This window comes from Kineosporiaceae bacterium, assembly GCA_016713225.1.
Classification (GTDB): Bacteria; Actinomycetota; Actinomycetes; order Actinomycetales; family Kineosporiaceae; genus JADJPO01.
The window spans coordinates 730,319-757,119 of record JADJPO010000003.1 but is presented as its reverse complement, the minus strand read 5'-3'; the positions used below and the strand labels follow the sequence as shown (position 1 = coordinate 757,119).

The following is a 26,801-nucleotide window of genomic DNA, read 5'->3' as shown; positions in this document are numbered from 1 at the left end:
GAGCCGGGGCCGACCACACCGGGCTCAGGAGGTCGAGGTGACCTTCTGCAGCTTGGTGGCGAAGTCGAGCACCGCCTCGGCGTTGTGGATGCTCAGGGTCCCGGCTGTGGTGTACGGCACGACGACGTACCTCTTCTTGGCCACACCGTCGATTCCGGCGATCCCGGGGTTCTTCTCGGTGGCCTTCTTGAGCCCGTCCTCGGTCTCGATGAAGCCGGGCCCGGCCGAGGTCTGCAGCCAGACCACGGCGGGGTTGCGCTTGACCGCCTGTTCCCACGACACCTCGCCGTAGACCGCCTTGACGTCCTCGAAGACGTTGTCGGCGCCGGCCAGATACATGATCGCGTTGGGCATGCCCGTCCCGCCGACCGGGTAGGGAATCTCCTCGCCGGCGTACTCCCAGACCTTCACCCGGGGCTTGCCCTGGGTGAGCGCGGCGGCCTTGGCCAGCTGATCACGCATCTGGGCGATCAAGGCCTCGGCCTTGGGTGCCACGTCGAAGATCTGGCCCAGGGCGGTGATGTCGGCGAACAGCGGGTCGAAGTCGCGCATCACCTTCTCGGTGCAGTAGGTGGTGAAGCTGTAGGCCTTGATGCCGGCGTCCTTCTCCAACCGGTTGGCGTCGAGGTAGTTCGGGATGTTGAGCCGGTAGGTGGTCACCACGATGTCGGGCTTGGTCGAGGCGATCTGTTCGATCGGCGGGGGCCAGGTCTTGCCGTCGCCCACCTTCTCGAGCTTCTTCAGCTCGGCGGCGTACGTGGGGGCATCGGCGAAGGCCGCGTCGTCGTACATGTCCCAGGTCCCCACGATGCGGTCGCCCAGCCCGAGCGCGATCATGAACTCGGCCGACTGAGGATCGAGGGTGAAGATGCGCTCCGGCACGGTGTCGAAGGTGACCTTGCGATCCCGCTTCTCCCCCGTGCACTGTTCGACGGTGACGGCGGCCCGCGCCACGGCACTCGACGGCCCGGCGGCGCTGGACGAGCCGGACGTCGAGGTCGAGTCGGCGCCGCACGCGGCCAGGACCAACCCGGCGCACAGCGCGGTGGTGAGCTGCAGTAGTCGTTTCATGACGAGGTCCTCTCGGTGATGGGTTGACGAAGGGGTGCGAAGACGAGCTGGAGGCGTCCGGTGTCCGGATGCTCGGCCCGGTGAGCGGCGACGCCGAACACGGCGCCGAGCACCTCGGGGGTCAGCACGTCGGTGGGTGGGCCGGAGGTGACCAGGCGACCGCCGTCCAGCAGGTAGAGCCGGTCGCAGTACGCGGCGGCGAGGTTGAGCTCGTGCAGGGCGGTGAGGGTGCTCACCCCGAGCTCACGGATCAGCTCGAGCAGCTCCAGCTGGGCGCGAATGTCGAGGTGGTTGGTCGGCTCGTCGAGCACCAGCAGGGATGGTTGCTGCACCAAGGCCTTGGCCAGCAAGGCCTTCTGCTTCTCACCACCGCTGAGAGTGGTGAAGACCCGGTGCGTGAGGTGGGCGATGCCTACCCGGTCGAGGGCCTCCACGATCAGGCGGCGGTCTTCGTCCGTCTCACCGTCGAACAGCCCTTTGTGTGGCAGCCGGCCGAGGGTGACGACCTCCTCGACCGTGAAGTCGAACTCCGGCGGGGCCTCCTGGGCGACCACCGCCGTCCGGCGGGCCGATTCGCGCGGTGCCAGGCTCCACACGTCGTCCCCGCCCAGCCGGACGACGCCCGCCATTGGAGCGAGCGCCCGGTACACCGTGCGCAGCAGGGTGGACTTGCCCGAGCCGTTCGGCCCGATCAGGCCTACTACCTCTCGGTCGCCGACCTCGAGGTCGACCTCGTCCACGATCCGATGACGGTCGAGCTCTACCGAGACACCGTCCAGGTTCAGGCGCATCACGCCACCCCCGGCGTGCGGTCGTTGCGGCCCATGAGCCACAGGAACAAGGGGGCACCGACCGCCGCTGTGATGACGCTCAGCGGCAGTTCCAGGGGCGAGGCGGCCGTGCGCGCCACGATGTCGACCACCACGAGGAACAGGCCGCCGCCCAGGGCGGTGACCGGCAGCAGTCGGCGATGGTCGGCCCCGACCAACAGCCGCGCGGTGTGCGGGATCATCAACCCGACGAATCCGACTCCCCCGGCCACGGCCACCACGCACGCCGTCAACACCGACGAGGCGATGGCCAGCTGCAGCCGGAACCTGCTGACCCTGATTCCCAGCGCTGTGGCCGAGTCGTCCCCCATGAGCAGGGCGTTCATCGGGCGCGCCTGCACCGTCAACCACACCGTGGTGATCAGGACCAGGGCCGAGGGAATGCCCAGATCCGACCAGGACGCGGCGGCCACCGTACCCAGCAGCCAGAAGACCACCCCTGCCAGTCCCTCGCCGTCGGTCAGGCGAAGCTCGACGAAGCTGGTCGCGGCCTGGAAGACATAGCCGACCGCGAGCCCGGCCAGCACCAGGCGCCCGGTGGAGACCGCGCCGTGGCGGCGTCCGAACAGGAGCACGAGCAGCAGACAACTCATGGCGCCCAGGAAGGCCGCTCCGGACAACGCCGCCTTGCCGATCGCGGCACTCCCGAGCCCGATCGCCAGGACGGCTCCGAGGCTGCCGCCTTGGACCACGCCGAGCAGGTACGGGTCGGCCAGCGGGTTGCGCACCAGCACCTGCAGCGCCGCACCGGCGATGGACAGGCCCGCCCCGACGACGACGGCCAACAGGGCTCGCGGTGCACGGAAGTTCCAGATGATGGCGTCGTCGCGCCGGTCGACGGCCGGGCTGCCGTCTCGGAGGCCGCCGAGGGTGTGGTCGAGGACGACCGACCACACCGTCCGCAGTGGCAGGTGCACCGAGCCGACCGAGATGGCCAGCAGGACGGCGAGCACCAGCAGCACGGTGAGGGCGATCAGCACGAGCGGGTAGGCCCGCGGTGGGATGAGGGCCGCGGAGCTGCGGCCGGTTCGACGGGGAGGAGCGGATCCGGGCAGGCGCCATCGCGTGGCGAGAGCAGTCATGTGAGTCCTCGTGGTCGAGCGCCCGACGACGCCCAGGGGGCAGATGCCGGTGCGCAGGGTCCATCAGGCAGGCAGGTCGAACCCGTCGTCGGTTGGCGGCGACAGGGAGGAGTCAGCCCGGGCAGGCGCAGCGCACGCGACGTCCCCGCGCGGCGAGGACGTGCTGACGTGTCGAAACGTGATGGCGCGACAGGGAACTGCGCTCGGCCCGGATCAGATCAGGACCGGTGGGCCCCGGTGGGGAGCACAACGGATCACCAGGTGTTGAGCTCCGGCCATGAGGCCGTGCCATGCCGGCGTCGTGCGCTGAAGGCGCGGTGCCAGGGGCAGGCCGAGTCGGTGGCGAACCAGCCGGACGGCGAGCTGCACCGCTCGCCGGACGAGTCGCCAGACGGCGGCCTCGCCTCGTCGCAGCCACCACGCCATGCTCAGCGCGGCCAGAAGGTGGGCTGCCCACATCCACGCCGCCGGCAGGCCCGGTGACCCGGCATGCCGGTGGCCGTCGGCGCTCGCGCCGAGGCCGAACGCCAGGTGCAGGGCGACCTGGCTGGCACCAACGGCCACGAGCAGCCGGGGCAGGGAATGCTCTCGCCGAGCGGTGCGCCAGGCGACCAGTCCCACCGTGGCCGTCGAGGCGGCCAACGCGAGTGGGCCCGGCAGGCCACCTCCGGACACGACGTGCCCGCCGGCTCCGAGCGTCACGGTGGCCAGCGCGAAGATCGGTGCCCTGGCAGCCACACCCAGCTGCGCGAGTGACTCGAGGTCACGCGCGACGGACTGACGGCTCACGGGCGGCTCCACGATCGGGGTCGAACCCTGGCAGAGCCGGCAGCTCACCGAGGTCGAAGATGCTGCCTTTCTACGGGACGCGGGATGTTGATGTCGAGACCCTTGGAGCTCAGGAGTGAGCGAGCTCGTCGTCGATCGCGACCAGCACCTTGATGTTCGCCCCGCTCACCGAGGCATCGAACGCCTCGGCCACCTCGGCCAACGGGTGCACGGCCGTGACGATCGCCTCCACCGGAATCGCCCCCGAGGCCAGCAACCGGATCGCGTCCGCGTAGTCCTCCGGCAGGTAGGTGGCGCTGCCCTGAATCCGGATCTGGTGGTCCTGGATGATCGGCAATGGCACGCTCACCGCCCCTGCCGGCACGCCGACGATGACCACGGTGCCGCCCTTGTCGGCCATGGCGACCGCCTGATCGACGGTGGGCTGGACGGCGACGCAGTCGAAGACCACATCGGCGCTCTCACCGAGGGCTTCCCGCACTTGCTGGACGGCGTTCGGCGCCGCGGCGTCGACCACGACGTCAGCGCCCAAGGCCAGCGCCCGCTCGCGTTTGGCGGGCAGCACATCGGTGACCACGATCCGGCGCGCGCCCTGAGCCTTCGCCGCGCACAGCACCAGCAACCCGATCGTGCCCGCGCCCAGGATGGCGACGGCGCTGCCGCTGACATTGCCGGCCAGGCGGACGGCGTGCACCGGGGTCGACAACGGCTCGATCAGTGCCGCCGTCCGGAAGTCCATCCCGTCGGGGACGACGTGCAGCCGCCGGACGTCGATCGTGAAGTAGTCGGCCATGCCGCCCTGGGCGTAGCCGCAGCCGAAGAACTGCAGGTTCTCGCACAGGTTCTGCCGGCCCGCGGTGCACTGCTTGCAGGCCCAGCACGGCAGGTCGGGCTCGACCGTGACCCGCTGACCCGGCCGGACGGCGTCCACGCCCTCGCCGAGCTGTTCGACCACCCCGACCACCTCGTGCCCGGGGTGGTAGGGCAGTGCGATGAAGGGGTGTCGCCCGTGGGCTGCATGGGTGTCGGATCCGCAGACCCCGGCGACCACCGAGCGCACCAGCACCTCCCCCGGCCCCGGCGTCGGCGCCTCCGCCTCGACGACCTCGATCTGCTGGGACGACACGACCACTCGGCGCATGGCCGCACCCTAGTGCGGCGACCTGGTTGTGGTCTCGGCGTTGGGATGGTCGAGGGCGTGATGGCGCAGGACGTTGCGCGCCACCACCTGCTGCTCGGTCACGGTGCGTTCTGCCCGCCCGCGGCCGATGAAGCTGACGGCCCAGTGCAGCAGGGTGGTGACCCGGTTCTTGAACCCGATCAGGTAGACCAGATGGACGCCGAGCCACAGCAGCCAGCCCACCAGGCCGCTCAGCCGCAGACGGCCGATGCTCACCACGGCGCTGAACCGCGAGATGGTGGCCATGCTGCCCTTGTCGCGGTAGCGGAACGGTTCCGGTGCGGGGCGCCCGTCGAGCCGGCGGCGGATCACCTCGGCGGCGTAGCGGCCGCCCTGGATCGCCACCTGGGCCACTCCCGGTAGACCGGCGTCCCCGATCAGATCGCCGACCACGAACACCTCCGGGTGACCGGGCAGGCTCAGATCGTCGGCGACGGCGACCCGTCCGACGCGATCGAGGCCGGCGCCGGACTGCTCGGCCAGCACCCGACCGAGCGGTGAGGCGGCCACGCCGGCGGCCCAGATCGGGCAGGCGGTCTCCAGCCGACGCCGGGTGCCGTCGCCGTCCTCGATGCTCACGCCCTCGGCGTCCATCTCGATCACCTTCGCCCCGAGCTGGAACTCGACCCCGAGCGACTCGAGTCGGCGCCTGGCTTTCAGCCCGAGCCGATCCCCGAAACTCGGCAGCACCGTGGTCACGGCGTCGAGCACCACGATCCTCGCCGAGGTGGGATCGATCCGCCGGAAGTCGCGCCGCAGCGTGCGGCGTGACAGTTCGGCGATCTGGCCGGCCATCTCGACACCGGTGGGACCGGCACCGACGACGACGAAGGTGAGCAGACGTCGGGCCTCGGCCGGGTCGGTGGCCAACTCGGCCCGCTCGAAGGCGCCGAAGATCCGGCCCCGCAGTTCGAGGGCGTCGTCGATGGACTTCATCCCCGGTGCGAACTCGGCGAAGTGGTCGTTGCCGAAGTAGGACTGGCCCGAGCCCGCCGCGACGATGAGCGAGTCGTAGGCGGTCACGGTGTCGCGCCCCTGCAGCCGGGAGGTCACGGTGCGCTCGGCCAGGTCGATGGCATGGACCTCGCCGAGCAGCACCGTGGCATTCGCCTGGCGCGAGAGCACTTCGCGGGTGGACGGCGCGACCTCGCCCTCGGACAGGATGCCCGTGGCCACCTGGTAGAGCAGCGGCTGGAACAGATGGTGCGTCGTCCGGGCGATCAGGACGACATCCGCCTGAGCCCGGGCCAGGGCCTTGGCGGCGAAGAGCCCGCCGAACCCCGAGCCGACGATGACCACCCGATGTCGAACCGGGTGCTGGGACCTTTCGTGTGACCGCTCGCGTGTCATGACACTCCCTCACCATGCTCAACCCGGCGATCGGAGGACCTATGCCCGGGCGGACGCTGAATCACGTCGGGAGGGCGCTCTAGGCTCCGGTCATGACCTCGCCGAGTGCCGATGAACACCCGATGCCCAGCCTGGAGGCGTCCGCCGTGCTGTCCGCCCTGCGGGCCAGCATCGACAACCTCGACGCCGCGATCGTCCACCTGCTGGCCGAACGCTTCAAGTGCACTCAGAAGGTCGGCGAGCTCAAGGCGCGTGAGGGGATGCCGGCCTCGGATCCGGACCGTGAGGCGCAGCAGATCGAGCGATTGCACCGATTGGCACGCGACGCCGACCTCGACCCGATCTTCGCCGAGCGGTTCCTGAACTTCGTGGTGGCCGAGGTCATCCGCCACCACCGGGCACAGGCCAGTCGGGCAGGTCAGGAACAGGCCTGACCTCGGTCGCTGCCTGGGTCGCTGTCTCCACGCAGCGAGCGGCCGGTGGAGTCCTGGGGACTCCACCGGCCGCTCGGGTGACAGCGTGGGTGTCAGGCAGCGCGACGGGGACGCGGCAGGTAACCGGTCATCGACTGCAGGGCGTAGCTCGGTTGCTCCGAGCCGAGCAGACGGGCCTGCTCGGCGATCCAGGCCGAACGGCGCTGCTCGCCCTCGAGGGAGCCACACATGACGGCGACGGTTGCACGGTGAATGGCGGTCCGCATGATCATGCGGCTCTCCGAAATCTCGGGCATTGGAGCCTCCCGGGGTCTGGTGGACATCTAACGACTGGCACCCATCAGGTGAACGCCAGGTGAACGGGACCAAGAATACGCGTGGTCGGCGAGATGGCGAGACGAAAGTCCCTCTGCCGACCGGGGCCTGGCCCCTACATTCCCGCCGGACACGGTGACCTGACCCACGCCGGCTCGGCGAACAAACCTCAACGGCGCAGGTCAACAGGGGTCTGCTCGGGAGACCGAGAACGCTTGCACATGTGACAAGGGTCACAGCAGCAAAAGGGTGGCGGTCGCCGGTCAGCGGCGTGTCAGCGGCTTCTGTGCGCACTTGTGCTAGACATCGCGAATGAACCCCGAGCCGCCGGAGGCGCTACGGGCTGCTGACGCGCTCCTGGAGCGGCGGCTCAACCCGAAGTGGGTGAGCCTGTCCTGGCTGACGTTGCGACCACTCATCTCCTCGGTCAACCAACTCCTGATCGGGGCCTCCCCCACCCTGGTGCCGCGGTTGCGGAACTACTGGGCCGAGCGGCTCGGCGGACCCACTGACCAGCGGATCATCGATCAGTCGGCGGCCACGTCCTTCCTGCTGCTCGGTGACCCGGGGGAACAGGACCGCTCGCAGTACATCGTGGTGCCGGCGATGCGTGAGGTGGTGCGCCGCGAGCAGCCGGCGTTCGGGGTGATCTGCAGTGACGTCATCTACCCCTCTGGCGACGTCAACGACTACGTGCACGGGTTCTACCTGCCCTACGGACCCACCCCACCGCCGAGCACCCCGGACACCGCCGATGCCGCCGATGCGACCGACGCGGCACTGGTCAGCCTCGATCGGCTTCCGCTGTTCGCCATTCCCGGCAATCACGACTGGCACGACGGGCTGAGCGGCTTCATGCAGCACTTCTGCGGCACCGGGCCGCTCGAACGCGATCAGTTCGGTTGGCCCGAGGACCTGCCCCCCGGCACCGCCCAGTGGGTGGAGGGCATCCGCCGGATGCTGCTGCGCCGTCCGGACTCCTTCACCGCCCAGCCGTTGTGGCGCGGGCAGCCCGACGATCCGCTGACCCGGGCGATGACCCTGGACGAGTTCCGGGCGTTACGCGGGCCTCGCCCGGCCCAGCCGGGCTCGTACTTCGCCGTCCGGATGCGCGACCTGCTGGTCGTGGCGATCGATACCGGAATCGGGACCGGTGGCGGCGACTCGGCCATCGACCACCGCCAGGGGCTCTGGCTGCAACGTGTCTCGGCCGCGCCCGGCCCCAAGGTCTTGCTCACGGGAAACCCGTTGCTGGTCAACGCCGAATGGCACGAATGCGTCATCGAGCCGGCGCTGCCGGACGGCTCCGGAGAGGTGGCGGGGTACGCCACCGTGAACGAGATCGTCGACGACCCGGCGAACGGGTACGTGGCCGTCATCGGCGGTGACATCCACAACTTCCAGCACTATGTGGTGCAACGGCCGCAACCGGCACCCCACGAGGGCACCCGGGCGGTCCATCACGTGGTCAGTGGTGGGGCCGGCGCCTACATGAGCGCGACGCACCCGGTGCGCGTCGTGCAGCAGATCCGCCGCCGGGCTCCCGGCCCGGACCCCGCGGGCTTGCCGGCCGCGATGTCGCCGAGCGCGGTGGAGTCGCTGCGCCACTTCACCGATCTGCTGCTGCCCCGCCTGTGGCGTCTGGAGCGCGCCCTGCTGGCCGGTTTGATCGGGCTGCTGGTGGGTGCCGGTGTGGTGATCGCTGCGCCGTCCAGCGTCGGCGCGCTGCTGGGTGGGCTCGGGCTGGGGCTCACCGCGCTGGCCCTGGTCCGTGCCGCACTACCCAGTCAATGGTTGCGCCGAGAGACGTTTCCCTTGGCCGCCTACCGTGCCGCGCTCGTCGGCACCGCAGGACTGGCGGGCGGCGAGGTGGCCCTGGCGGTGGTCTGGTCGACCCCACCGAGCGGTCGCGTCGGAGAGCTGGCTGCCGCTCCGGGTCTGCGCACGCTCACGGCGTGGGCAGCGTTGACCGTCGGCGGAGGTCTGCTCGCCTGGCTCACCCGTCGCACCGGGTGGTGGCGAGACCCCAGTTGGCCTCACGAGCAGGTGTCCGCGCTGACCCGCGCACTGGTGGTGGGCGTCGCAACCGTCGGGGTGGTCGTCGCCGGGTGGCTCGGTCGCCGGGCGGTCGAGGGCGTTCCGCTGCCCCCGGTGGTGGCCGGACTGCCGGCTTCGGCCCTGTGGGCGGTGCCCGCCGTGGTGGTTGCGGTCGTGATGCTGGCCGGAGTGGTGTCGTTCGTCTGGCTCCGTCCCTCACGGCCGGGCGGGCGCCTGTGGGGCGCCTGGGCGCCGACCGCCAGCTATCTCGCGCAGGCCGTGGGCGCACTGGTGATCCTCACCTGGGTGGTCTTTCCGCAGCGCCCGAGTCTGCCCTGGGCGGTGGTCTGCGGGGTCGTGCTGGTGCCACTGACCATCGGTGTCGGTCTCGGCCTCGCCGTCCTGGCGTTGCGCCTGGCCTGCCTGTCGGCGGGAGCCAACCGTGCCCGGCGCTGGGGCGAACTCGGTCATTGGGGTCAGCGGGGCGCCGGTGCCGGCGTGGCAGTGCTGCTGGGACTGCAGGTGGTCCTCAGCCGTGAGGGAACGCCGAGTGCCCTGATCCGGAGCGTGATGGTGCTGCAGGGGGTGATCGCGCTCGGGGTGGCGATGGTGATCCTGGCGGCCTGGCTGCGTGCGCGGACGGCGAACAGCGGCACGACGCCGTCCCTGGTGCTCGTCGGGCTGTCAGTGGTGATGCTGGGCCTGTCACAGGTCCTGTTCGCTGTCAGGCTCGAGCCGGCCCTGCTGTCGACCACCTTCCGGGCGGAGCTGGGGACCCAACTCACCCTGGCCACCCTGCTCCTGCTGGCGCTGGCGATCGATGCCCTGCGCCGCGGACGGCGCGGCGGAGTCGGCTACAAGCCCGCCGCCCTGCTCGTCGTCCTCGGGGTGCTGGTGGCGGTGTGGGTGATCGATCGCTGGCTCGGGTGGCTGGTGCGCAGCGCCGTGGCGTCGGCCGTGGTGATCGTGCTGGCGCTCGTGCTCCTGCTCGTGGTGCATCTGACCTACCTGGGTGCCTATTCGCTGATCACCGATACGACGGCGCACCACGACGGTGACGAGTTGCTCACCCCGGACCAGGCCCGCGCCTTCCTCGACTGGCGGGTGGACCCGCGCCGACGGCCTCAACTGCCGCCGGTGCACCACCGTCGAGCCAAGATCGTCTTCCCCTCGACCGACAAGCCCCAGGGGCCGATCCAGCGCTATGTCGCCGAGATCTTCGACTCGGACTCGCCACCGTTCTGGAAGAACTTCCTGCTGTTGCGCACCGAGCCCGGCCGGTTGCTGATCCAGGTGCACCTGGTCAGCGGTGCCGGGACGATCGCCGACGACGCCCGCCCCAAGATGTCGATCGTGGTTCCCCTGGTCACCTGGTGAGGCTCGGCTGGTGCCGGCTGGTGTCAGCTGGTGATGTCCTTGCCCGCGAACCGTGCCCAGGCCGCGAGCCAGAACACGGCGGCATACAGCGCATCCACCCCGAGGCCGCGCATCAGGTTGTCCCAGAAGATCGGCTCGCGTAACAGATCGGCGAACGACGGCCACGCGTGCACCAGCAACCAGGGGTGCAGCCAGTCGAGCTGCGGAACCTGATCGAGGATCCACGACAGGATGGTGAAGATCATCACTGTGATCGCGGCCGCGATCGGCTGCTCGGTCAACGTCGAGACGAACAAACCGAACGCGGCGAGCGCTGCCAAGCCGGCGGCCAGGTAACCGGCGGCCAGGATCAGGCGCCACACCGCCGTGGCGGTGTCCATCTGTGTTCCCGACAGCGTGATCATCGGACCGGTGCCGAAGAGGGCGATCCCGATCAGGGCGCCGGGCACCGCGACGGTCAGCACTCCCCAGATCGCGCCGATGCACAGCGACAGATACTTGATCACCAGCAACCGGGTGCGGCCGACCGGAACGGTGAGCAGGTAGCGCAGCGTGCCGATGTTGGCCTCGCCGGCGATCGAGTCGCCCGCGAGCATGGCCATCGCCAGCGGCAGGAACATCACGATCTCGACCTGCAGCGCCGCCAAGGGGACGAACAGGCCGTTGGCGGTGATCGAGGAGAACAGATCGCCCCCGCCGGAGTCCCCGGAGCTGGACAGCTTGATCGAGACAGCCATGATGATCGGCACCAGCGCCAGGACGACGAGCCCCGCCTGGTTGCGTCGTCGGCCCCCGATCAGACGCAGTTCGGAGCGGAGCAACCGCCCGGGCAGCGCGCGGCCACGAGTGTGGGCGAGCTCAACCGCTGACATCGAATCCCTCTCCGGTCAGGGCGACGAAGGTGTCCTCCAGGCTGGGCGTGCCGAGGCTGAAACCACTCACCGGGACGCCGCCGTGCACGAGTGCGGCCACGATCTTGTCGGGCGCCAGGTGGCCGGTCGCCGCGTGGACGACGGTCGCCCCCTCGCGCGCCAGCACCCGCAGGTCGGTGGCGCCCAGCTCGGTCAACACGCGCGAGGCGGCCGCGGGCTCACTGGTGAGGACTCGGCAGGTGGCAGCTTGTTCGCCGCGGATGTCGGCGATCGTGCCCTGAGCCACCAGCCGGCCGGCGCGCATGATGCCGAGGTGGGTGCAGACCTGCTCCACCTCGGAGAGCAGGTGGCTCGAGACCAACACCGTGGTGCCCTCGGCGGCCACCGATCCGATCAGCATGCGGACCTCGCGGGTGCCCTGGGGGTCCAGGCCATTGGTCGGTTCATCGAGCACCAACAGGTCACGTGGCGTCAGCAGCGCGCCGGCGATGGCCAGTCGTTGCCGCATACCCAGTGAGTAGGCGCGGTAGCGCTTGCCCGCCGCCGACAGGAGTCCGACCCGATCGAGGGCGGCATCGACGCGATGCGATGCGGTGCGCGGATCGGCGGCCCGATCCGCGGCGTCCAACCGGGCCAGGTTGGCCCGGCCGGACAGGTAGGGATGGAACGCCGGGCCCTCGACCAGTGCACCGACCCGCGGTAGCGCCGCCGACGCCCGTGCCGGGATGTCCAGCCCGAGGAGGCGGCGCTCTCCGGCACTGGGCTCGACCAGGCCCAGCAGCATGCGGATCGTCGTGGTCTTGCCCGAACCGTTCGGCCCGAGGAAGCCGTAGACGGCACCGAACGGCACCTGCATGTCGAGCGTGTCGACGACCACCTGATGACCGAAACGCTTGGTCAGGGAACGGGTCTCGACCGCCCAGGCCTCATCGGCCGGGGCGGTCGGCCCCTTCGCGCCGCTCACCTGGTCGCGAGCGCGTCGTACAACCGCTGCGGCTGGACGGCACCCACCGCCAGCCGGCCGTCGTCGGTCAGGACTGCCGAGAACAGCGTGCCGGTGAACAGCCGGCCCGATCCCCAGCTGCCCGAGACCTTCGGCAACGAGGCGAGGATCCCCTCCAGTTGGGCCAACTGGTCGCCGGTCTGCCCGGTCGAGTCCGCGGCACCGTCCAGGGTTCCGGTGCGGGCGAGGACGACCGTGGCCCACCCACTGCCCACCGTACGGGGCCGATCGGCGGAGGCCGCGGCGCCCGGCTGCTGCGGGGAGGGCGCAGCCGAGGGCTTCACCGACGGCGCAGCGCCCGGTGTCGACCCCGAGCCCTGCTCGGTGACCTTGGTGCCGGGGGGCGGGGTGAAGCTGAACTGGTGTGCGTCCGGCACGGCGAAATCGACACTGGTGAAACCCACCTCGACAGCGGGTTCGCTCACCCGGGTGGAGAACACCTGGACGCGTAGCGGGATGTGTTGCGAGCCGTCGACCGCGATGCGTACCTGCGCGACCAGTGATCCGCTCTGCCGGGGCTTCAACACCAGTTCGTAGGCGGGCCGCCCCGCCACCGTGATGGTTCCCGGCGACGTGACCTCGGTGCTGGGGTCGAGCGCCGCGAGCGCAGCGTCCGCAGCCTGCTGGGGGGTGGTCGGCATGCTCGACGGTGTGGGGGTGCCGGTGCGCGCGGCGTCCTCAGCGGACAGCGTGTAGTGGGTGGCCGACTTGGAGCTGCTCGACCAGAGCCACACATCCTTGCCGTTGCGGACGACGTCCGACTCGCCCTGGCTGCCCACCAGAGCCAACCGGGCCCGGTCGGGCCCGGCGTACCAGACCCGCCAGGTGTGCGATCCGGTCAGGGTCGACATCAGGTCGGAGGACTGCCCGGCCATACCCGGCAGGTCGGGCAGGCCCAGGTTCGAGGTCTGCACCACGGTTCCCGACAAGCCCGCCAGGCGGGCCTGCTGCACGTCGACCAGGAGTTGGGCGGGGGTGCGGGGGCCGAGGCTGTCCTCGGCGCTGGCGCCGCCGGCGCCGACCGCCACCGAGGTGGCGACCACGGCGCCGAGGGTGAGCACGGGGACGGCCCAGCGCAGTCGGGGGTGGGTGCGGAACACGGCGAGCTGACTCATGGACACCATCCTGCCCGTCGGCACCTGAAAGGCCGCTGAACGTCGGTCAGCCGGGTGGCTCGGTCGGATCGGCCCGAGGTGCCACAGTGGTGCGGTGCGACTGCTGATCGTCGAGGACGAGCGGGCCATGGCCGAGGCATTGCGGCGCGGGCTGTCGGCAGAGGGCTTCGTGGTCGAGGTGGCGATCGACGGCCCGGCAGGCCTGGAGGCGGCTCGGTTCGGGGGCTACGACGCCGTGGTCCTGGACGTGATGCTGCCGGGAATGTCCGGCTACACCGTGGTGCGGACCCTCCGCGAGGAACACAACTGGGTACCGGTGCTGATGTTGTCGGCCAAGGACGGCGAATACGACCAGGCCGACGGTCTGGACTACGGCGCCGACGACTACCTCACCAAGCCGTTCTCGTTCGTCGTCCTGCTGGCCCGGTTGCGGGCACTGCTGCGACGCGACCCCCTGCCCCGGCCGGCCACGCTGCGAGCCGGCGACCTCGAGCTCGACCCGTCCGCGCGCCAGGTCCGACTGCGCGGGGAGCCGATCGCGTTGGCCCCCAGGGAGTTCGCCCTGCTGCACGAGTTGCTGCGGGCACACCCGGCGGTGGTCTCCAAGGATGACCTGGTCGACGCCGTCTGGGGCGGCGCGGGGGCGACCGAGCCCAACATCGTCGAGGTCTATGTCGGTCATCTGCGGCGCAAGCTCGGTCGTGACCGCATCGAGACCGTGCGGGGCGCCGGCTACCGGGTGGCCCCGTGAGCCTGCGGTCGCGGCTGATGACCGTGGGTCTGGTGGGGGTGGCGGTCGCCCTGCTGGCCGGCGGCCTGACCCTGTACCTGGTGATGACCCGGGCGCTGGAGCGCTCGGTCGACGGTGCCGCCCGTGCCGCGGCCCAACAGGTCGCGACCATGGTCGCCGAGGGTCGGCTGCCCGACCCCGTGCCGGCGACCGGGGCACAGGTGGTCCAGGTGCTCGACGCGTCGGGCCGGGTGCTCGCCGCCTCGGTCAGCGGTGACCGACTGACCGCCCTGGTCACCGAGCCCGAGCGCTCCCGGTTGCAGACCGGCGAGGTGATCACGGTTCCGGCCGCACGGGCTGCGCTGAGCGGGTCGCTGCGGGTGGTGGCCGTGGCGACGCGCTACCCAGGCACCTCGAGTCCGGTGTTGGTGGTGGCGGCCCGACCCACGGCCGACATCGATCTCAGCCGCTCCGTCGTCCGGACCCTGCTGGGGGTGCTGTTGCCGCTGGCCCTGGTCGTGATGGCGGTGATCGCCTGGCGCATCATCGGGGCGGTGCTGCGGCCGGTGGAGGATCTGCGCGCCGGCGCCGAACGCATCGGTGCCGCCGAGGGGGACGGCGAGGCCGGTCGGTTGGCGGTGCCGCCGACGCGCGACGAGATCGCCGCGTTGGCCACCACGCTGAACGGCATGCTCGATCGGTTGGCCGGGTCGCGGGCTCGGCAACGTGCCTTCGTGGCGGACGCCGCCCATGAGTTGCGCAGCCCGCTGGCCAACCTGCGCACCCAGTTGGAGGTGGCCGGGCGGCTCGGCGAGGACGGAGGCCTGGCCGAGGAGCTGCTGCCCGAGGTGGACCGGTTGTCCCGGCTGGTCGAGGACCTGCTCACCCTGGCCCGGGCCGGGGACGGCGCGCCCGTTCGCACCCACCCGGTGGTGGTCGGCGAGCTCCTGGCGGACTGTGTGGCCCGCTACACCACCGCGAGGGTTCCGGTGACGATGACGCACCTCGGGGCGAGCGAGCCCGGGACCGAGCTGACGGCCCGGGCCTCGCGGGAGGACCTGGTGCGCGTGCTCACCAACCTGATCGACAATGCGGTGCGCCACGCGGCGTCCGGCGTGATCGTGGCCGCCGCAGCAGCCGGCGGCGGCACAGCAGGTGGCCCGCAGGTCGTGCTGACCGTCACCGATGACGGCACCGGGATCCCGCCGGATCAACGAGAGCGGGTCTTCGACCGGTTCGCGCGCCTCGACGAGGCCCGGGCCCGCGACAGCGGCGGTACGGGTCTGGGCCTCTCGATCGCCCGGGCGCTGGTGCGCCGTGGCGACGGCGAGCTCACCCTGGAGGACGCCCACCCGGGGCTTCGGGCCGTGGTGCGGCTGCCGGCAGGAACGGTTGGTACCTGAGCAAGGCGTGGTTCTCGGCCACCGGCTCGTCGTCCAGCTGCGCGCCGTCCGGGCCGATGACGCGGCGACGCACGCTGTTGTGGCGCCGGAACACCCCAGGGCCGTCGTGGGTCATCAGATGGGCGCTCTCGTAGATCTCGTAGCGCTGCCGCGGCGGCTGGTCGGTGAACCAGGCACCGACCAGCTGCTGCTCGTCGCCACGCCCTTGCACCCCGACCGACAACCGGAACGGCTGCGTCGTCCGGTTCTCGAGCTGCAGGTCCAGTGCCGGATAGGCACAGGTTGCCCCGGTGCCGAAGGGCTGGGTCCGGCCCACGTCGGGGAAGACGTCGTAGGTGTGGCGCCAGCGTTCGACCACCGTCAGCGGGGTGTGCAGGGTCATCCAGTAGAGCAGGTTGGTGAGCTGGCACAATCCGCCGCCAATGCCCGCCGTCAATCGCCCGTCGTCCAGCACGACGCCCTCGAGGTAGCCGCGGCGGGCGGACGGCGGACCCACCCGGTGCCAGAACGACAGCCGCTGCCCGGGGGCGAGCACCACACCGTCGAGGTGAGCCACGGCCAGGCGCAGGTTGACCGCCTTGGTGCGCTGCAGCCCGAGGTCGACCCCCGCGAGCCGGCGCACCACCGGGGTGGCATGGGTGATCACGGTGTGGTCCAGGCCGGCTCGTCGGGCACCTGGTTCGTCCAGCACGGTCAGGTCGAGCTGCCGGCGACACGCGTACCACTGCCGTTCACGGCGCAGCCGGCGCACGGTCGGCCCGGCCAGGCGGCGGGCGATCCGGTCGAGTCCGAGGTCCATGCCCGGGTGACGTTCGAGACGGCGGGCGGGTTGGCACTCACGAGGCGGGACGGCGCGGCAAACTCGTGGTCATGAGCACCTCGCCCCCCTGGGGGACCCCGCCGGACGCCGGATTCCCGTTACCGGATGCCCCGACCCCGCGGGGCACGACCAGCGTCACGTATGCCCTGATCGTGGAACAGCAGACCGGTAGTGGGGAGGGCATGGTGTGGCGGGTGGACCCGCTGCCGATCCTGCTGGCGCCGGGTACCCGCCGTAGCGAGGCCGACCGCGCGGCGTGGGATCTGGCGCAGCGGTTCGAGCCCCATCACCCCTGGAACAAGGGCGATCGCTCGGTCTTCAAACTCGGCGAGGGCAGCTTCCTCGTCCTGGTCGAGGGGGCGACCAAGACCTTCCACTTCCGCGTCAGCGTGGGCGAGCTGATCGGCTGAGCGAGCGCCACAGCCAGCCGCTGTGTTCGCTGCCGGTGAGCAGGTACTCCAGGGCGTTGGCGTTCTGCAGTGTCGTGCGCAGTCGGCGCTGAGCCGCCGATCTACCGGCCACCAGCAGCCGATCGCCGGGGGCGAGAACGACGTCCGGGCCGGGCAACACCACGCGATCCTCGCCGTGGTGCCACATCAGCATCACCAGGTCGAGTGAGCTCGAGCGATCCGACGGGTCGCGTGTCAGGTCGCCCAACGTCACCACCCGGCCCTGACCGAGGGCGTCGACGACGGCCGGCGCGTGCGCGGCGTCGAGCGCGACGTCCCAGTAGCGGGGCACCCGCTGGTGCCCGGCCTGCTCGAGCCGGGCGGCCAGGTCGGCGCACCATGCCTCGTCGAAGGCGGGGATCTGAACCACGAACTGGTTGAGCAGGGGCGTGGTCAGCAGGGCGACACACTCGGTGGCGACGATGTCGGAGGGCACCATGGCGAAGTCGTGCTCGAAGGCCGTGAACAGGGCGGCATTGGCTGCCTGATTCTGCCGGGTGACGATGAAGATCCCCGGGTGGGTCTCCCGGGCGGTGATGGCGGTCGACAGATTGTCGACATCGCTGTCGGAGGCCGCCACCACCCCGGACGCCGTGTCGGCTCCGGCCGCCAGCAGCACCGCGCGTTCGGTGCCCCGGCCGGCGACGAACCGCACGCCGTCCGGCAGTTCGTCGTGCCTCGCCCGGGGCTGGGGCTCGATGACGGTCACCGTGATGCCCAGCCGGGTGAACTCGCGGACCACCGCGCGGCCGAAACGCCCGTAGCCGCTGACGATCCACCGGCCGCGCGGTGGGCGGTGGGGCTCGGGCAGTTCGTCGCCGGGTAACCCGGTGAGCAATTCGGTGAGCCGGTAGTGATCAGGGGCCGCGATCGACAGCGCCAGTTCGGCGGCGAACTTCTCGAAGGGATTGATGATGTGGTCGGTGCCGAAGGAGGCCATGTTCGCCGCCACCACGTCGTGCGTCGTCCGGGCGATGACCGGGTACTCGGGATTGAGCAGCCGGGCCGCGATGGCCACCGCGAGGTTGGCCTGCTCGTCGTCCGTCAAGGCCACCACGCCCTGACACTGCGGGTGCAGCATGCCCGCTCGCAACAGGGTGTCGGGCTGGGCGGCGTCTGCCGTGAGCATCGGCGGGTCGGTCGCCAGGTCTTCGAGCTCGAGCTCCTGAACCCGCAACTCGTCCCGCTCGATGATCACGCACTGCAGACCGAGCCCGGCCAGGCTGCGCACCACCGTGGTGCCGGTGGCCCCGGCCCCGCAGACGAGGTAGAAGGGTTCGGTCAGCCGCCGGACCCGGCGGGTGAACCTGTTCGCGGCCACCGCCGCCCGAAAGGCCTTCTCCTGCAACAGCGTCAGGATGTTCACCACCGCGTAGGACCAGCCCACCACGGTCAAGTAGATGCAGGTCGTGACCCACAGCCGCTGGGCGTCGGAGAACGGCAACGGGAGCTCGCCGAACCCGATCGTGGTAGCGGTGTAGCTGATCACGTAGAAGGCGTGGAAGAAGCTGAGCCCAGGCGCGGCGCGTCCCTCGGCATCGACCCCCGGGATCAACATCAACCCCAGCACGCACACGGCGTAGATACCGATCAGGAGTACCAGAGGCGTGCGCATCCGGCGCAGCACCAGGAACACCGTGCTGCTGGTCGGTGTGGCGCTGGGCTGGATGGTCACGGCGAGAACGGATCAGCGACGCATCATCACGGTCTCGCTGACCAGCATGACCAGCGAGACGACATTGGCCAGCAGGGCGCCGCCGGACAGCGACACCACCGCGGCGGTGACGTGGGGCGTCATACCGGTGCCGCTGACCTGCACCGCGATCACCCAGGTGATCACCGCCGCGATCAACTGCAGGTCGGCCACCAGGCTGGTCGCCAGGTGCACCGCACCGATCTGGGTGCGGTCGCCGAACTTGAGCACCGTGGCGACCAGGCTGACCACGAGCGCCGCCAGCAGCTCGTACGTGTTGTGCAACTCGGGGCGGGAGATGTCCCCGATGAAGAACCCGAAGTTCAGGGTCGCCGCGAGCACGATGAAGAAGCCGAAGACCACTTTCTCCAGGTTCATGGACGATGACCCTAGCGTTCACCCCGCTCGGCCAGGGACCGGCAGGCGATCTGCACCGGGTCCCAGGTGGGCGAGAACGGCGGGGCGTAGGCCAGGTCGAGGTAGGCCACGTCGGCCACGCTCGAGCCCGTCGTCACCGCGGTGGCAGCGACGTCGATCCGCTTGCCGGCGCCGGTGCCACCACTGATCTGCGCACCGAGCAGCCGCCCACTGGCTGCGTCGGCCATCACCCAGACCGTCATCGGCGAAGCCTGCGGCATGTAGCCGGAGGAGGTGGTGGAGTCCAGCCGCCGAGTCATCGTGGTCAGGCCCAGCCGCTCCTCGGCCCAGCGTGGCATCAGCCCGGTGCGGGCGATCTCGACCTCGCCCGCGCGGGTGATCGCCGTGCCCACCGATCCGGGGAACCGGGCCAGGCCGCCGCCGATGTTGGTCCCGGCCACCCGCCCACACTTGTTGGCGTGGGTGCCCAACGGTACGTACCAGGGCTCCCCGAGCAGGCGATCGAGAACCGCGGTGCAGTCCCCCGCGGCCCACACGCCGTCCGCCACCTGTTGCCGGTCATCGGGCACCAGCGCCCCCCGGACGACCGGCCCACCCAGCGGCAGCCCGGCCGCCGCAGCGAGCTCGACTCGTGGCGTGACGCCCAACCCGAGGGCCACCACCTCGGCGGGGTACTCCCGGCCGCCGACACAGACCGCCCGCACCCCACCGGCCGGGTCGCTGAGCGCACCCTCGATCTCGGTGCCGCACACCACCCGGACGCCCAGCGCCTCCAACCCACCTCGCGCGGCCGCGGCGGTACCCGCCTCCAGAGTGGCCGCCATCAGGTCCTCGCCCCGGGTGACCAGGGTGGTCGTGATCCCGCGCCGGGCGAACGCCTCGGCGGCCTCCACCCCGATGTATCCCCCGCCGATCACCAGCGCCGTGCTCGGCAGATCGGCCAGCAGCCGCGCCCACGTCGCGCCGTCGTCCAACGTCTTGACCGAGTGCACCCGGTCGAGACCCGCCGCCCACTCGGGCACCACGGGCGCGGCACCCGTGGCGATCAGCACCTGGTCGAACCCGATGGACGTCGTCACCCCCGACGCGTGATCGCGCACCTCGCACCGGCGCGCGTCCAGGTCCAGCGCCATCGCCTCGTGCTCCATCCGCAGATCGATCCCCGCCGCACGATGCTCGGCCGCGGTCCGTGCCACCAGCCGGTCGCCGTCCGCGACGTCACCGGCCATCCAGTACGGGATCCCACACGCGCTGTACGAGGTGTGCCCCGACATCTCGAGCGCCACCACGTCGAGCTCGACCCCCCGCGCCCGAGCCGTCCGCAACGCCTGATGCGCCCCCGACATCCCCGCCGCATCACCCCCGATGACCAGCAATCTGTCCGCCATCGCCGCAGCATCTCACGCGTCCCCGAGCACCTCCCCGCGCCCGCCCGACCCCACCATCGGAACAAACGCCTCGGGGCTCCACCGCCGAAACGATGGAGCCCCAGAGGTGATGCAGGTCAGTTGCCCCGAACCATGGACCGCCGCAGGTCCGAGTTCAGCTGCGAGATCACGTCGAGCGGGATCTCCTTCGGGCAGGCGTCGGCGCAGGCGCCGACGTTGGTGCAGCCACCGAAACCCTCGTTGTCGTGCTGGGTCAGCATGTTGACCACGCGCGCGTCCCGCTCCGGTTGCCCCTGGGGAAGTTCGCCGAGGTGGGTGACCTTGGCGCCGAGGAACAGCATGGCCGCGGCATTCGGACAGGCGGCCACGCAGGCACCACACCCGATGCAGGTGGCGGCGTCGAAGGCACGGTCGGCCTTCTTCTTCTGCACCGGGGCAGCATGCGCCTCGGGGGCGGCACCGGTGTTGACCGAGATGAACCCGCCGGCCTGAATGATCCGGTCGAAGGCGCTGCGGTCGACCACCAGGTCCTTGAGCACCGGGAAGGCGTCGGCCCGCCACGGCTCGATGGTGATCCGGTCGCCGTCCTTGAACGAGCGCATGTGCAGCTGGCAGGTGGTGGTCACCTGAGGGCCGTGGGGCTGGCCGTTGATGACCAGGCCGCACATCCCGCAGATGCCCTCGCGACAGTCGCTGTCGAAGGCCACCGGCTCCTCGCCGCGCTCCTGCAGACGCTCGTTGAGCACATCCAGCATCTCCAGGAAGGACATGTCCGGGGACACGTCGTCCGCGGTGTAGCGCTTCATCGCACCGGCGGCCCCGGGCCCGTCCTGGCGCCAGATCTCGAGAGTGATCTTCACTTGTAGCTCCGCTGCTTCATCTCGATCGACTCGTACACCAGGTCTTCCTTGTGCAGGACGGGTGCCCCGTCCTCACCGCCCCATTCCCAGGCCGCGACGTAGGCGAACCGGTCGTCGTCGCGTAGCGCCTCGCCGTCCTCGGTCTGCGACTCGGCCCGGAAGTGGCCACCGCACGACTCACGCCGGTGCAGTGCGTCGACGCACATCAGCTCACCGAGCTCGATCAGGTCGGCCACGCGACCGGCCTTCTCGAGCGACTGGTTCACGCCGTCGCCGGTGCCGAGCACCTTGAGGTTGCTCCAGAACTCCTTGCGCAGAGCCCGGATTCGCTCGATCGCCTCGGTCAGCCCGGCTTCGGTGCGTTCCATGCCGCACTTGTCCCACATGATCTTGCCGAGCTCCTTGTGGAAGGAGTCGACGGTGCGACTTCCGTTGCAGGACAAGAAGTGCTGCACGCGCTCCTTGACGTTCTGCTGCGCCTCGACCACCTCGGGGGCGGTCTCGGGGACCGTGGCGAACGGCCCGTGCGAGAGGTAGTCGCGAATGGTGTTCGGCAACACGAAGTAGCCGTCGGCCAGACCCTGCATCAGCGCCGAGGCGCCCAGTCGGTTGGCGCCGTGGTCGGAGAAGTTGGCCTCACCCGCCACGAACAGACCCGGGATGGAGGACTCGAGGTCGTAGTCGACCCACAGCCCACCCATCACGTAGTGCACGGCCGGGTAGATCCGCATCGGGGTCTCGTACGGGTCCTCACCGGTGATCTGGGCGTACATGTCGAAGAGGTTGCCGTACTTGGCCTCGACGGCTGCTCGGCCCAGGCGCTTGATCGCGTCGGCGAAGTCGAGGTAGACCCCCAGACCGCCGGGGCCGACCCCCTTGCCGTCGTCGCACTGGTACTTCGCGGCACGCGAGGCGATGTCACGCGGCACCAGGTTGCCGAAGGAGGGGTAGATCCGCTCGAGGTAGTAGTCACGGTCGGCCTCGGGGATCAGGCGCGGGTCCTTGTCCTTGTCGGCGGCGTTCTTGGGCACCCAGATGCGGCCGTCATTGCGCAACGACTCACTCATCAGGGTGAGCTTGCTCTGGTGGTCACCCGACACCGGGATACAGGTCGGGTGGATCTGGGTGTAGCAGGGGTTGCCGAAGTAGGCGCCCTTGCGGTGTGCCCGCCACGTGGCGGTGACGTTGCACCCCATCGCATTCGTGGACAGGTAGAACACGTTGCCGTACCCACCGGAGGCGAGCACGACGGCGTCGGCGAGGTGGGTCTCGATCTCGCCGCTGACCATGTCTCGCACGATGATGCCGCGCGCCCGACCGTCGACCACGATCAGTTCGAGCATCTCGTGGCGGGTGAACATCTCGACGGTCCCGGCGGCGATCTGGCGTTCGAGGGCCTGGTAGGCGCCGATCAGCAACTGCTGGCCGGTCTGGCCTCGCGCGTAGAAGGTCCGCGAGACCTGGACGCCGCCGAACGAGCGGTTGTCGAGCAGGCCGCCGTACTCGCGGGCGAACGGGACACCCTGGGCCACGCACTGGTCGATGATGCTGGCGCTCACCTCGGCGAGCCGGTAGACGTTCGACTCGCGAGAGCGGTAGTCACCACCCTTGACCGTGTCGTAGAACAGCCGGAAGGTCGAGTCGCCGTCCTCCTTGTAGTTCTTGGCGGCGTTGATACCACCCTGGGCGGCGATGGAGTGTGCCCGGCGCGGGGAGTCCTGGTAGCAGAAGGACTTCACCTGATAGCCGGCCTCGCCGAGGGTTGCCCCGGCGGAGGCCCCGGCCAGGCCGGTGCCGACGATGATGACCGAGAGTTTGCGGCGGTTGGCGGGGTTCACCAGGTGGGCGTCGAAACGACGCTTGGACCAGCGCTGCTCGATCGGCCCAGCGGGGGCCTTGGTGTCCCGGATCGGCGCACCCTCACGGTAGAGACCGGAGATGAGGTCAGACATCTGTGATCGCAACCCTTAGTCGACGAGATCGAAGAGGATGGCAAGCGGCGGCAGGGCGAAGCCGACCGCGACCAGTGCCGAGATGAACACCGCGGCGGTCTTGGCCCGGGCCCGCGCCGATGGTGTGGTGGTCAGCCCCAGGGTCTGGGACGCACTCCACACGCCGTGGTGCAGATGCAGCCCCAGGGCAGCGAGGGCCACCAGGTAGATGAGCACCACCCACCAGAGACCGAAGCTGGCCACCACGAGCTTGTAGGGACTGTCGCCGATGTCGGCGGCCGTGAAGTCCGAGTTGAAGTTGACCTTCGAAATGGTGAACTGCACCAAGTGGAAGATCAGGAAGGCGAGGAGGGCGACACCTCCCCATCGCATCGCCTTGGACCGGAACGCCGCGGACCCCGCCTGCTTGACGGCGTAGCGCCGGCTGCGAGCGCCGTTCGCGCGACTCCACAGATAGAAGGCGGAGTAGGCGTGCCCGATCAAGCTGCCGATGAGCAGCAGCCGGAAGAGCCACAGGAAACCGGCGTACGGCAGGATCGGCTCACCGATGGTGCGCAGGTGATGCGCGTACCCGTCGAAGGCCTCCTGGCCGGCGAAGACCTTGAGGTTTCCGTACATGTGCATGAGGACGTAGAAGACGAACAATGCTCCCGTGACCGCCATGAGCAGCTTCATGGCGACCGTGGTCCGCCGCGCCTTCGCGTTCGCGAGATTCACCGTCTGGGTTGCCACGACGCTCACCGTAGCGTGTGCCTGGACAGCCCCGAACGAGGACTGCATCACGTTTCGCGACGGCGGCACGAACTGGACGACGGGCGGTCGGTCTGCTCCGGTCATTCGCGTCGGTCACGGTGCAGCGCAGCCAGCCGGGCGGCGATCGCCGGGGGGATCACCGTGTCGGGGTCGCGGCCGGTGGCCGTGGCGGCCAGCGCCCGACGGGTGCCGACCAGAGCGGTGACCAGTGGCGGACAGGTGGGGCAGTTCTCGATGTGGCGCTGCAGGAATGCCACCGACGTCTGGTCGAGCTCGCCGTCCAGGAAGTCGCTCACCTGGCTGCGCGCGTCCCAGCAGCGAAGCGGGACACCACGCAGTGCGTGCCGACGCTCGTGGCCGCGAGCCAATTCGTCCAGCAGCATCATGCGGCCGCGACGGACGCGTTGCTTGGCTGCGGCCAGACTCACGCCCTGGATCTGGGCCACCTCCGGAACCGTGAGTCCCTCGGCGTCGTGCAGCACCACCGCGGTGCGATACGCCAGCGGGAGGTGGACCAGGGCATCCTCGAGCTCCTGGCGGGTCTCGGCCCGCGCGACCAGCGCCTCGGCGTCCACGCTGTAGGCGTCCTCGGCCCACTTGCGCTCGACGGCCTCGATCGTGCCCGGGTCCTCGACGGGCACCTCCCGGGCACGGCGGGAGCCGTCCACGGCGAGGTTGTGCTGGATGCGGTGCAACCAGGTGGCCAGTGAGGATTCCCCACGAAACGAGCCGGCGCGTTCGATCGCCCGGGTCAGGGTCTCTTGCACCAGGTCCTCGGCATCGGCCCGGGTGCGGGTCAGCCGGGCGGCGAAGCGGAGCAGCCCCGGAACCTGCGCAGGCAGGAGGGAACCCATGTCGTCGGCGTCCACGACAGCGACGGTAGCGGCCGCGACCGACCCACACCGCCACCACCGTCCACGCTGTCCACCCCATCCACGCCCCTCACCACCGGGCTGTCGCCCGACGACCGGGGTCAGACGCGGTTCTTGCCCAACGTGGTGATGTTGCCGAACACGCGGTACAGCGGGCAGAAGCCGGTGGCGGCGGTGAGCAGCATGATCGCGCCGACGATCAGCAGCACGATGCCGAGCCCCGAACTCGCCCCGACGCTGAATGCGGCGATGGCTGCGACCAGACCGATCAGTGCCCGGACGGCGCGATCGACAGGACCTTCGTTGCGGATCATGGTCTTCTCCAGATCTCGGTTCACGACCGGGATGGTCGTGGTCTCGTCTGCAGGGACGCAGGAGGGGGCGAAATCGATACACGGCCTGCCTCGCGAAGCGTGGCGCGCCGAGCCGCGAGGCAATTTGGCACATTGAGTAAGTGACAAACTACCCTGAGTAAGAACATTGGCCATCTCCCCACCTCGCGCAGCAGGCTGGCCGAGGCTCGAAGGAGGCGGGCTGGATGCCCGAGACGACGATGCAGGATGATCAGCGATCGGCGCGCCGTCCGGCCGGAGCCGAGGACCCGCGCGAGGATCCATCCGACAGCGCGCCCAGGGCCACCGCGACCGTCGCGGAGGGGAACGGTACCCAGGAGGTGGACGTGGAGTCGACCACCACGGACTCCGGCACCAGCCAGCCCGTGAACGCCACCCGCGAGCTGGCCGAACAGCTGCGCACCCAGGGTGTGGTGGTGGTGGCCAGTCGGGCTCTGACGGCGGCCCGCCCCAGCGGCGTCGACCTGCTCGGGGCACTGGGGGTACTCACCGCCGAGGTGGCGCACGAGTGGGTCGAGGCCGCCGAGACCCTGCAGATCCTGGACGTCGACCGGTTGCAGGTGCGCTCGGCGGCGGCGTTGCTGTCCCAGGCCGCGGCCACCGCCGGTGGGGACGGCCTGCCCACGGATGCGCTCGATCCCACCGCCGTGGCCAGGGCGGTGGCGTTGCGCACCACACTGCAGTCGGCCCACGCCTCGGCCGAGAGCGGGCTGCCCGAGGCCAACTCGTTGCTCGACCGGACCTGGGCGGTGCTGTGCGATCTGCGGCGGCTCGCCGCGGCCGGCGGCCATGGCCCCGCGGCACCGGACTCGACCGCTCCGATCACCCCTCCGGCGGTTGTCCCCAGCGCGGCCGAGGTGGACGCCGACCAGGCGCGGGCACTCCCCCCGGCGCTCCACCGGGCAGCCTGCGCCGGGGCACTGGTCGGGTTGCTCTCGCCGTGGCTGCCGCCACCCAGCACCGAACCGCTGGCCGCCGTCGACGCCCTGCTCGAATCGGTCAGCGCCCTGGCTCGCGCCGGTCACGACACGGCGTGGTGGGCGGCGATGATCACCGTGGGGCGGGTCGCGGCCTCCGTGTCCGTCGCGGCCGCGCATGCATCGGCCGTGGGGTATGCCGGGGCACCTGCCCGGGCCACGGCCCTCACCCTGTCCGAACCCGCCTTCGACCTGCTCGTCTCGCAGGCACTGCACTCGGCGGCGAGCGTCGTCGGCTCGCCGACTCTCGTCGAGGGGTCTGCGGATGAGCCGGTTCGTGGCATGCCCCAGGCATCGCCCTCCCAGCAGGCCCGCGCCGCGGCCGAGCGGGCCGCGGCCGAGCGTCGAGCGACCCAGCAGGCGTTCGTCGAACGAGCGAACGCGACCCGCGCGGCGGCCCGCCAGGACGGCACGGTCCGTCCGTTCCCCGTCCCGGACACGCGACCCATGGCGCCGGTGAGCCCGTCGACCAAGCCCCTCGCGGCGGTCGAACCAATGGAACCGGTCGAACCGGTCGAACCAGTCGAACCTGTAGAACCGCTCTCGGGACTGCCGGTGACGTTGCCGGAGGCCGCGGCACCCGACGTCCCGCCGCTCGCCCAGGTGCAGGCCGACCTGGGCGAGCTCGAGGACGACGAGATCGACCTCGGGGTGTGGGACACCCTGATGCGTCCCCGCTGACGGCCGGGAAGAACGACCGTCAGCCCCCCTCGCCCCC

25 protein-coding genes are annotated in these 26,801 nt (G+C 70.5%); 6 read left to right on the top strand and 19 right to left on the bottom strand.

Going from position 1 to position 26,801, the window contains the following annotated elements:
• Window positions 1-24: 24 nt before the first annotated feature.
• The 6 genes from IPK24_14520 to IPK24_14495 form a co-directional block, all read right to left on the bottom strand.
• Window positions 25-1,071 (bottom strand): ABC transporter substrate-binding protein, encoded by a 1,047-nt coding sequence (locus IPK24_14520; protein ID MBK8076739.1) that lies wholly within the window; start codon window positions 1,069-1,071, stop codon window positions 25-27.
• Window positions 1,068-1,862: an ABC transporter ATP-binding protein gene (locus IPK24_14515; protein MBK8076738.1), complete on the bottom strand. Its 795-nt coding sequence runs from the start codon at window positions 1,860-1,862 to the stop codon at window positions 1,068-1,070. The genes IPK24_14520 and IPK24_14515 overlap by 4 nt, the downstream gene beginning before the upstream one ends.
• Entirely contained in the window at window positions 1,862-2,983 is a 1,122-nt protein-coding gene (locus tag IPK24_14510; GenBank protein ID MBK8076737.1) for an iron ABC transporter permease, read from the bottom strand. Before IPK24_14510 ends, IPK24_14515 begins: the two co-directional genes overlap by 1 nt.
• Before the next feature lie 213 nt (window positions 2,984-3,196).
• The gene (locus IPK24_14505; GenBank protein ID MBK8076736.1) at window positions 3,197-3,772 is read right to left on the bottom strand and encodes a hypothetical protein; all 576 of its coding nucleotides are present in this window, start codon (window positions 3,770-3,772) and stop codon (window positions 3,197-3,199) included.
• Window positions 3,773-3,881: 109 nt separating this feature from the next.
• The gene (locus IPK24_14500; GenBank protein ID MBK8076735.1) at window positions 3,882-4,913 is read right to left on the bottom strand and encodes an alcohol dehydrogenase catalytic domain-containing protein; all 1,032 of its coding nucleotides are present in this window, start codon (window positions 4,911-4,913) and stop codon (window positions 3,882-3,884) included.
• 9 nt (window positions 4,914-4,922) lie between these two features.
• Complete coding sequence (locus IPK24_14495) at window positions 4,923-6,302, bottom strand: NAD(P)/FAD-dependent oxidoreductase (protein ID MBK8076734.1); 1,380 nt, start codon at window positions 6,300-6,302, stop codon at window positions 4,923-4,925.
• Between the two features lie 122 nt (window positions 6,303-6,424).
• Between IPK24_14495 and IPK24_14490 the strand changes: the two genes are divergently transcribed.
• Window positions 6,425-6,736, top strand: coding sequence for a chorismate mutase (locus tag IPK24_14490; protein MBK8076733.1), 312 nt, complete (start codon window positions 6,425-6,427; stop codon window positions 6,734-6,736).
• A gap of 92 nt (window positions 6,737-6,828) precedes the next feature.
• On the opposite strand, the gene IPK24_14485 is transcribed toward IPK24_14490, so the two are convergent.
• Window positions 6,829-7,032 carry a hypothetical protein gene (locus IPK24_14485; GenBank protein MBK8076732.1) on the bottom strand — a complete coding sequence of 68 codons (204 nt, stop codon included), beginning with the start codon at window positions 7,030-7,032 and terminating at the stop codon, window positions 6,829-6,831.
• Between the two features lie 331 nt (window positions 7,033-7,363).
• Between IPK24_14485 and IPK24_14480 the strand changes: the two genes are divergently transcribed.
• A complete protein-coding gene (locus IPK24_14480) occupies window positions 7,364-10,465 on the top strand; it encodes a hypothetical protein (GenBank protein MBK8076731.1) in 3,102 nt (1,033 codons plus the stop codon).
• Between the two features lie 23 nt (window positions 10,466-10,488).
• Here IPK24_14480 and IPK24_14475 read toward each other — a convergent pair whose 3' ends face one another.
• From IPK24_14475 to IPK24_14465, 3 genes are all read right to left on the bottom strand, one after another.
• Window positions 10,489-11,337, bottom strand: a complete 849-nt coding sequence (locus tag IPK24_14475; protein MBK8076730.1) for an ABC transporter permease subunit — start codon at window positions 11,335-11,337, stop codon at window positions 10,489-10,491.
• Window positions 11,324-12,193 (bottom strand): ABC transporter ATP-binding protein, encoded by an 870-nt coding sequence (locus IPK24_14470; GenBank protein ID MBK8076729.1) that lies wholly within the window; start codon window positions 12,191-12,193, stop codon window positions 11,324-11,326. The genes IPK24_14475 and IPK24_14470 overlap by 14 nt, the downstream gene beginning before the upstream one ends.
• Before the next feature lie 104 nt (window positions 12,194-12,297).
• On the bottom strand, window positions 12,298-13,455 hold the full coding sequence (locus tag IPK24_14465) for a hypothetical protein (protein ID MBK8076728.1): 1,158 nt from the start codon (window positions 13,453-13,455) through the stop codon (window positions 12,298-12,300).
• Window positions 13,456-13,549: 94 nt separating this feature from the next.
• Between IPK24_14465 and IPK24_14460 the strand changes: the two genes are divergently transcribed.
• Complete coding sequence (locus IPK24_14460; protein MBK8076727.1) at window positions 13,550-14,206, top strand: response regulator transcription factor; 657 nt, start codon at window positions 13,550-13,552, stop codon at window positions 14,204-14,206.
• 17 nt (window positions 14,207-14,223) lie between these two features.
• Window positions 14,224-15,588, top strand: a complete 1,365-nt coding sequence (locus IPK24_14455; GenBank protein ID MBK8076726.1) for a HAMP domain-containing histidine kinase — start codon at window positions 14,224-14,226, stop codon at window positions 15,586-15,588.
• On the opposite strand, the gene IPK24_14450 is transcribed toward IPK24_14455, so the two are convergent.
• A complete protein-coding gene (locus IPK24_14450) occupies window positions 15,518-16,387 on the bottom strand; it encodes a VanW family protein (GenBank protein ID MBK8076725.1) in 870 nt (289 codons plus the stop codon). The genes IPK24_14455 and IPK24_14450 overlap by 71 nt on opposite strands.
• A gap of 71 nt (window positions 16,388-16,458) precedes the next feature.
• Here IPK24_14450 and IPK24_14445 point away from each other — a divergent pair, with 71 nt between their 5' ends.
• A complete protein-coding gene (locus tag IPK24_14445) occupies window positions 16,459-16,818 on the top strand; it encodes a hypothetical protein (GenBank protein ID MBK8076724.1) in 360 nt (119 codons plus the stop codon).
• On the opposite strand, the gene IPK24_14440 is transcribed toward IPK24_14445, so the two are convergent.
• The 8 genes from IPK24_14440 to IPK24_14405 all read right to left on the bottom strand — a co-directional run bounded on the left by IPK24_14440 (window position 16,793) and on the right by IPK24_14405 (window position 25,067).
• Window positions 16,793-18,472, bottom strand: a complete 1,680-nt coding sequence (locus IPK24_14440) for an NAD-binding protein (protein ID MBK8076723.1) — start codon at window positions 18,470-18,472, stop codon at window positions 16,793-16,795. The genes IPK24_14445 and IPK24_14440 overlap by 26 nt on opposite strands.
• A gap of 72 nt (window positions 18,473-18,544) precedes the next feature.
• Window positions 18,545-18,928: a hypothetical protein gene (locus IPK24_14435; protein MBK8076722.1), complete on the bottom strand. Its 384-nt coding sequence runs from the start codon at window positions 18,926-18,928 to the stop codon at window positions 18,545-18,547.
• A gap of 11 nt (window positions 18,929-18,939) precedes the next feature.
• On the bottom strand, window positions 18,940-20,316 hold the full coding sequence (locus IPK24_14430; protein MBK8076721.1) for an FAD-dependent oxidoreductase: 1,377 nt from the start codon (window positions 20,314-20,316) through the stop codon (window positions 18,940-18,942).
• A 116-nt stretch (window positions 20,317-20,432) separates the two neighbouring features.
• The gene (locus tag IPK24_14425; GenBank protein ID MBK8076720.1) at window positions 20,433-21,176 is read right to left on the bottom strand and encodes a succinate dehydrogenase/fumarate reductase iron-sulfur subunit; all 744 of its coding nucleotides are present in this window, start codon (window positions 21,174-21,176) and stop codon (window positions 20,433-20,435) included.
• The gene (locus IPK24_14420; protein ID MBK8076719.1) at window positions 21,173-23,128 is read right to left on the bottom strand and encodes a fumarate reductase/succinate dehydrogenase flavoprotein subunit; all 1,956 of its coding nucleotides are present in this window, start codon (window positions 23,126-23,128) and stop codon (window positions 21,173-21,175) included. Before IPK24_14420 ends, IPK24_14425 begins: the two co-directional genes overlap by 4 nt.
• 15 nt (window positions 23,129-23,143) lie before the next feature.
• Complete coding sequence (locus tag IPK24_14415) at window positions 23,144-23,908, bottom strand: succinate dehydrogenase cytochrome b subunit (GenBank protein MBK8076718.1); 765 nt, start codon at window positions 23,906-23,908, stop codon at window positions 23,144-23,146.
• A gap of 53 nt (window positions 23,909-23,961) precedes the next feature.
• Window positions 23,962-24,750 carry a sigma-70 family RNA polymerase sigma factor gene (locus IPK24_14410; protein ID MBK8076717.1) on the bottom strand — a complete coding sequence of 263 codons (789 nt, stop codon included), beginning with the start codon at window positions 24,748-24,750 and terminating at the stop codon, window positions 23,962-23,964.
• Window positions 24,751-24,854: 104 nt separating this feature from the next.
• Entirely contained in the window at window positions 24,855-25,067 is a 213-nt protein-coding gene (locus tag IPK24_14405) for a DUF2892 domain-containing protein (protein ID MBK8076716.1), read from the bottom strand.
• A gap of 224 nt (window positions 25,068-25,291) precedes the next feature.
• On the opposite strand from IPK24_14405, the gene IPK24_14400 reads away from it, so the two are divergent.
• Window positions 25,292-26,764 carry a hypothetical protein gene (locus IPK24_14400; GenBank protein ID MBK8076715.1) on the top strand — a complete coding sequence of 491 codons (1,473 nt, stop codon included), beginning with the start codon at window positions 25,292-25,294 and terminating at the stop codon, window positions 26,762-26,764.
• Window positions 26,765-26,801 lie beyond the last annotated feature (37 nt).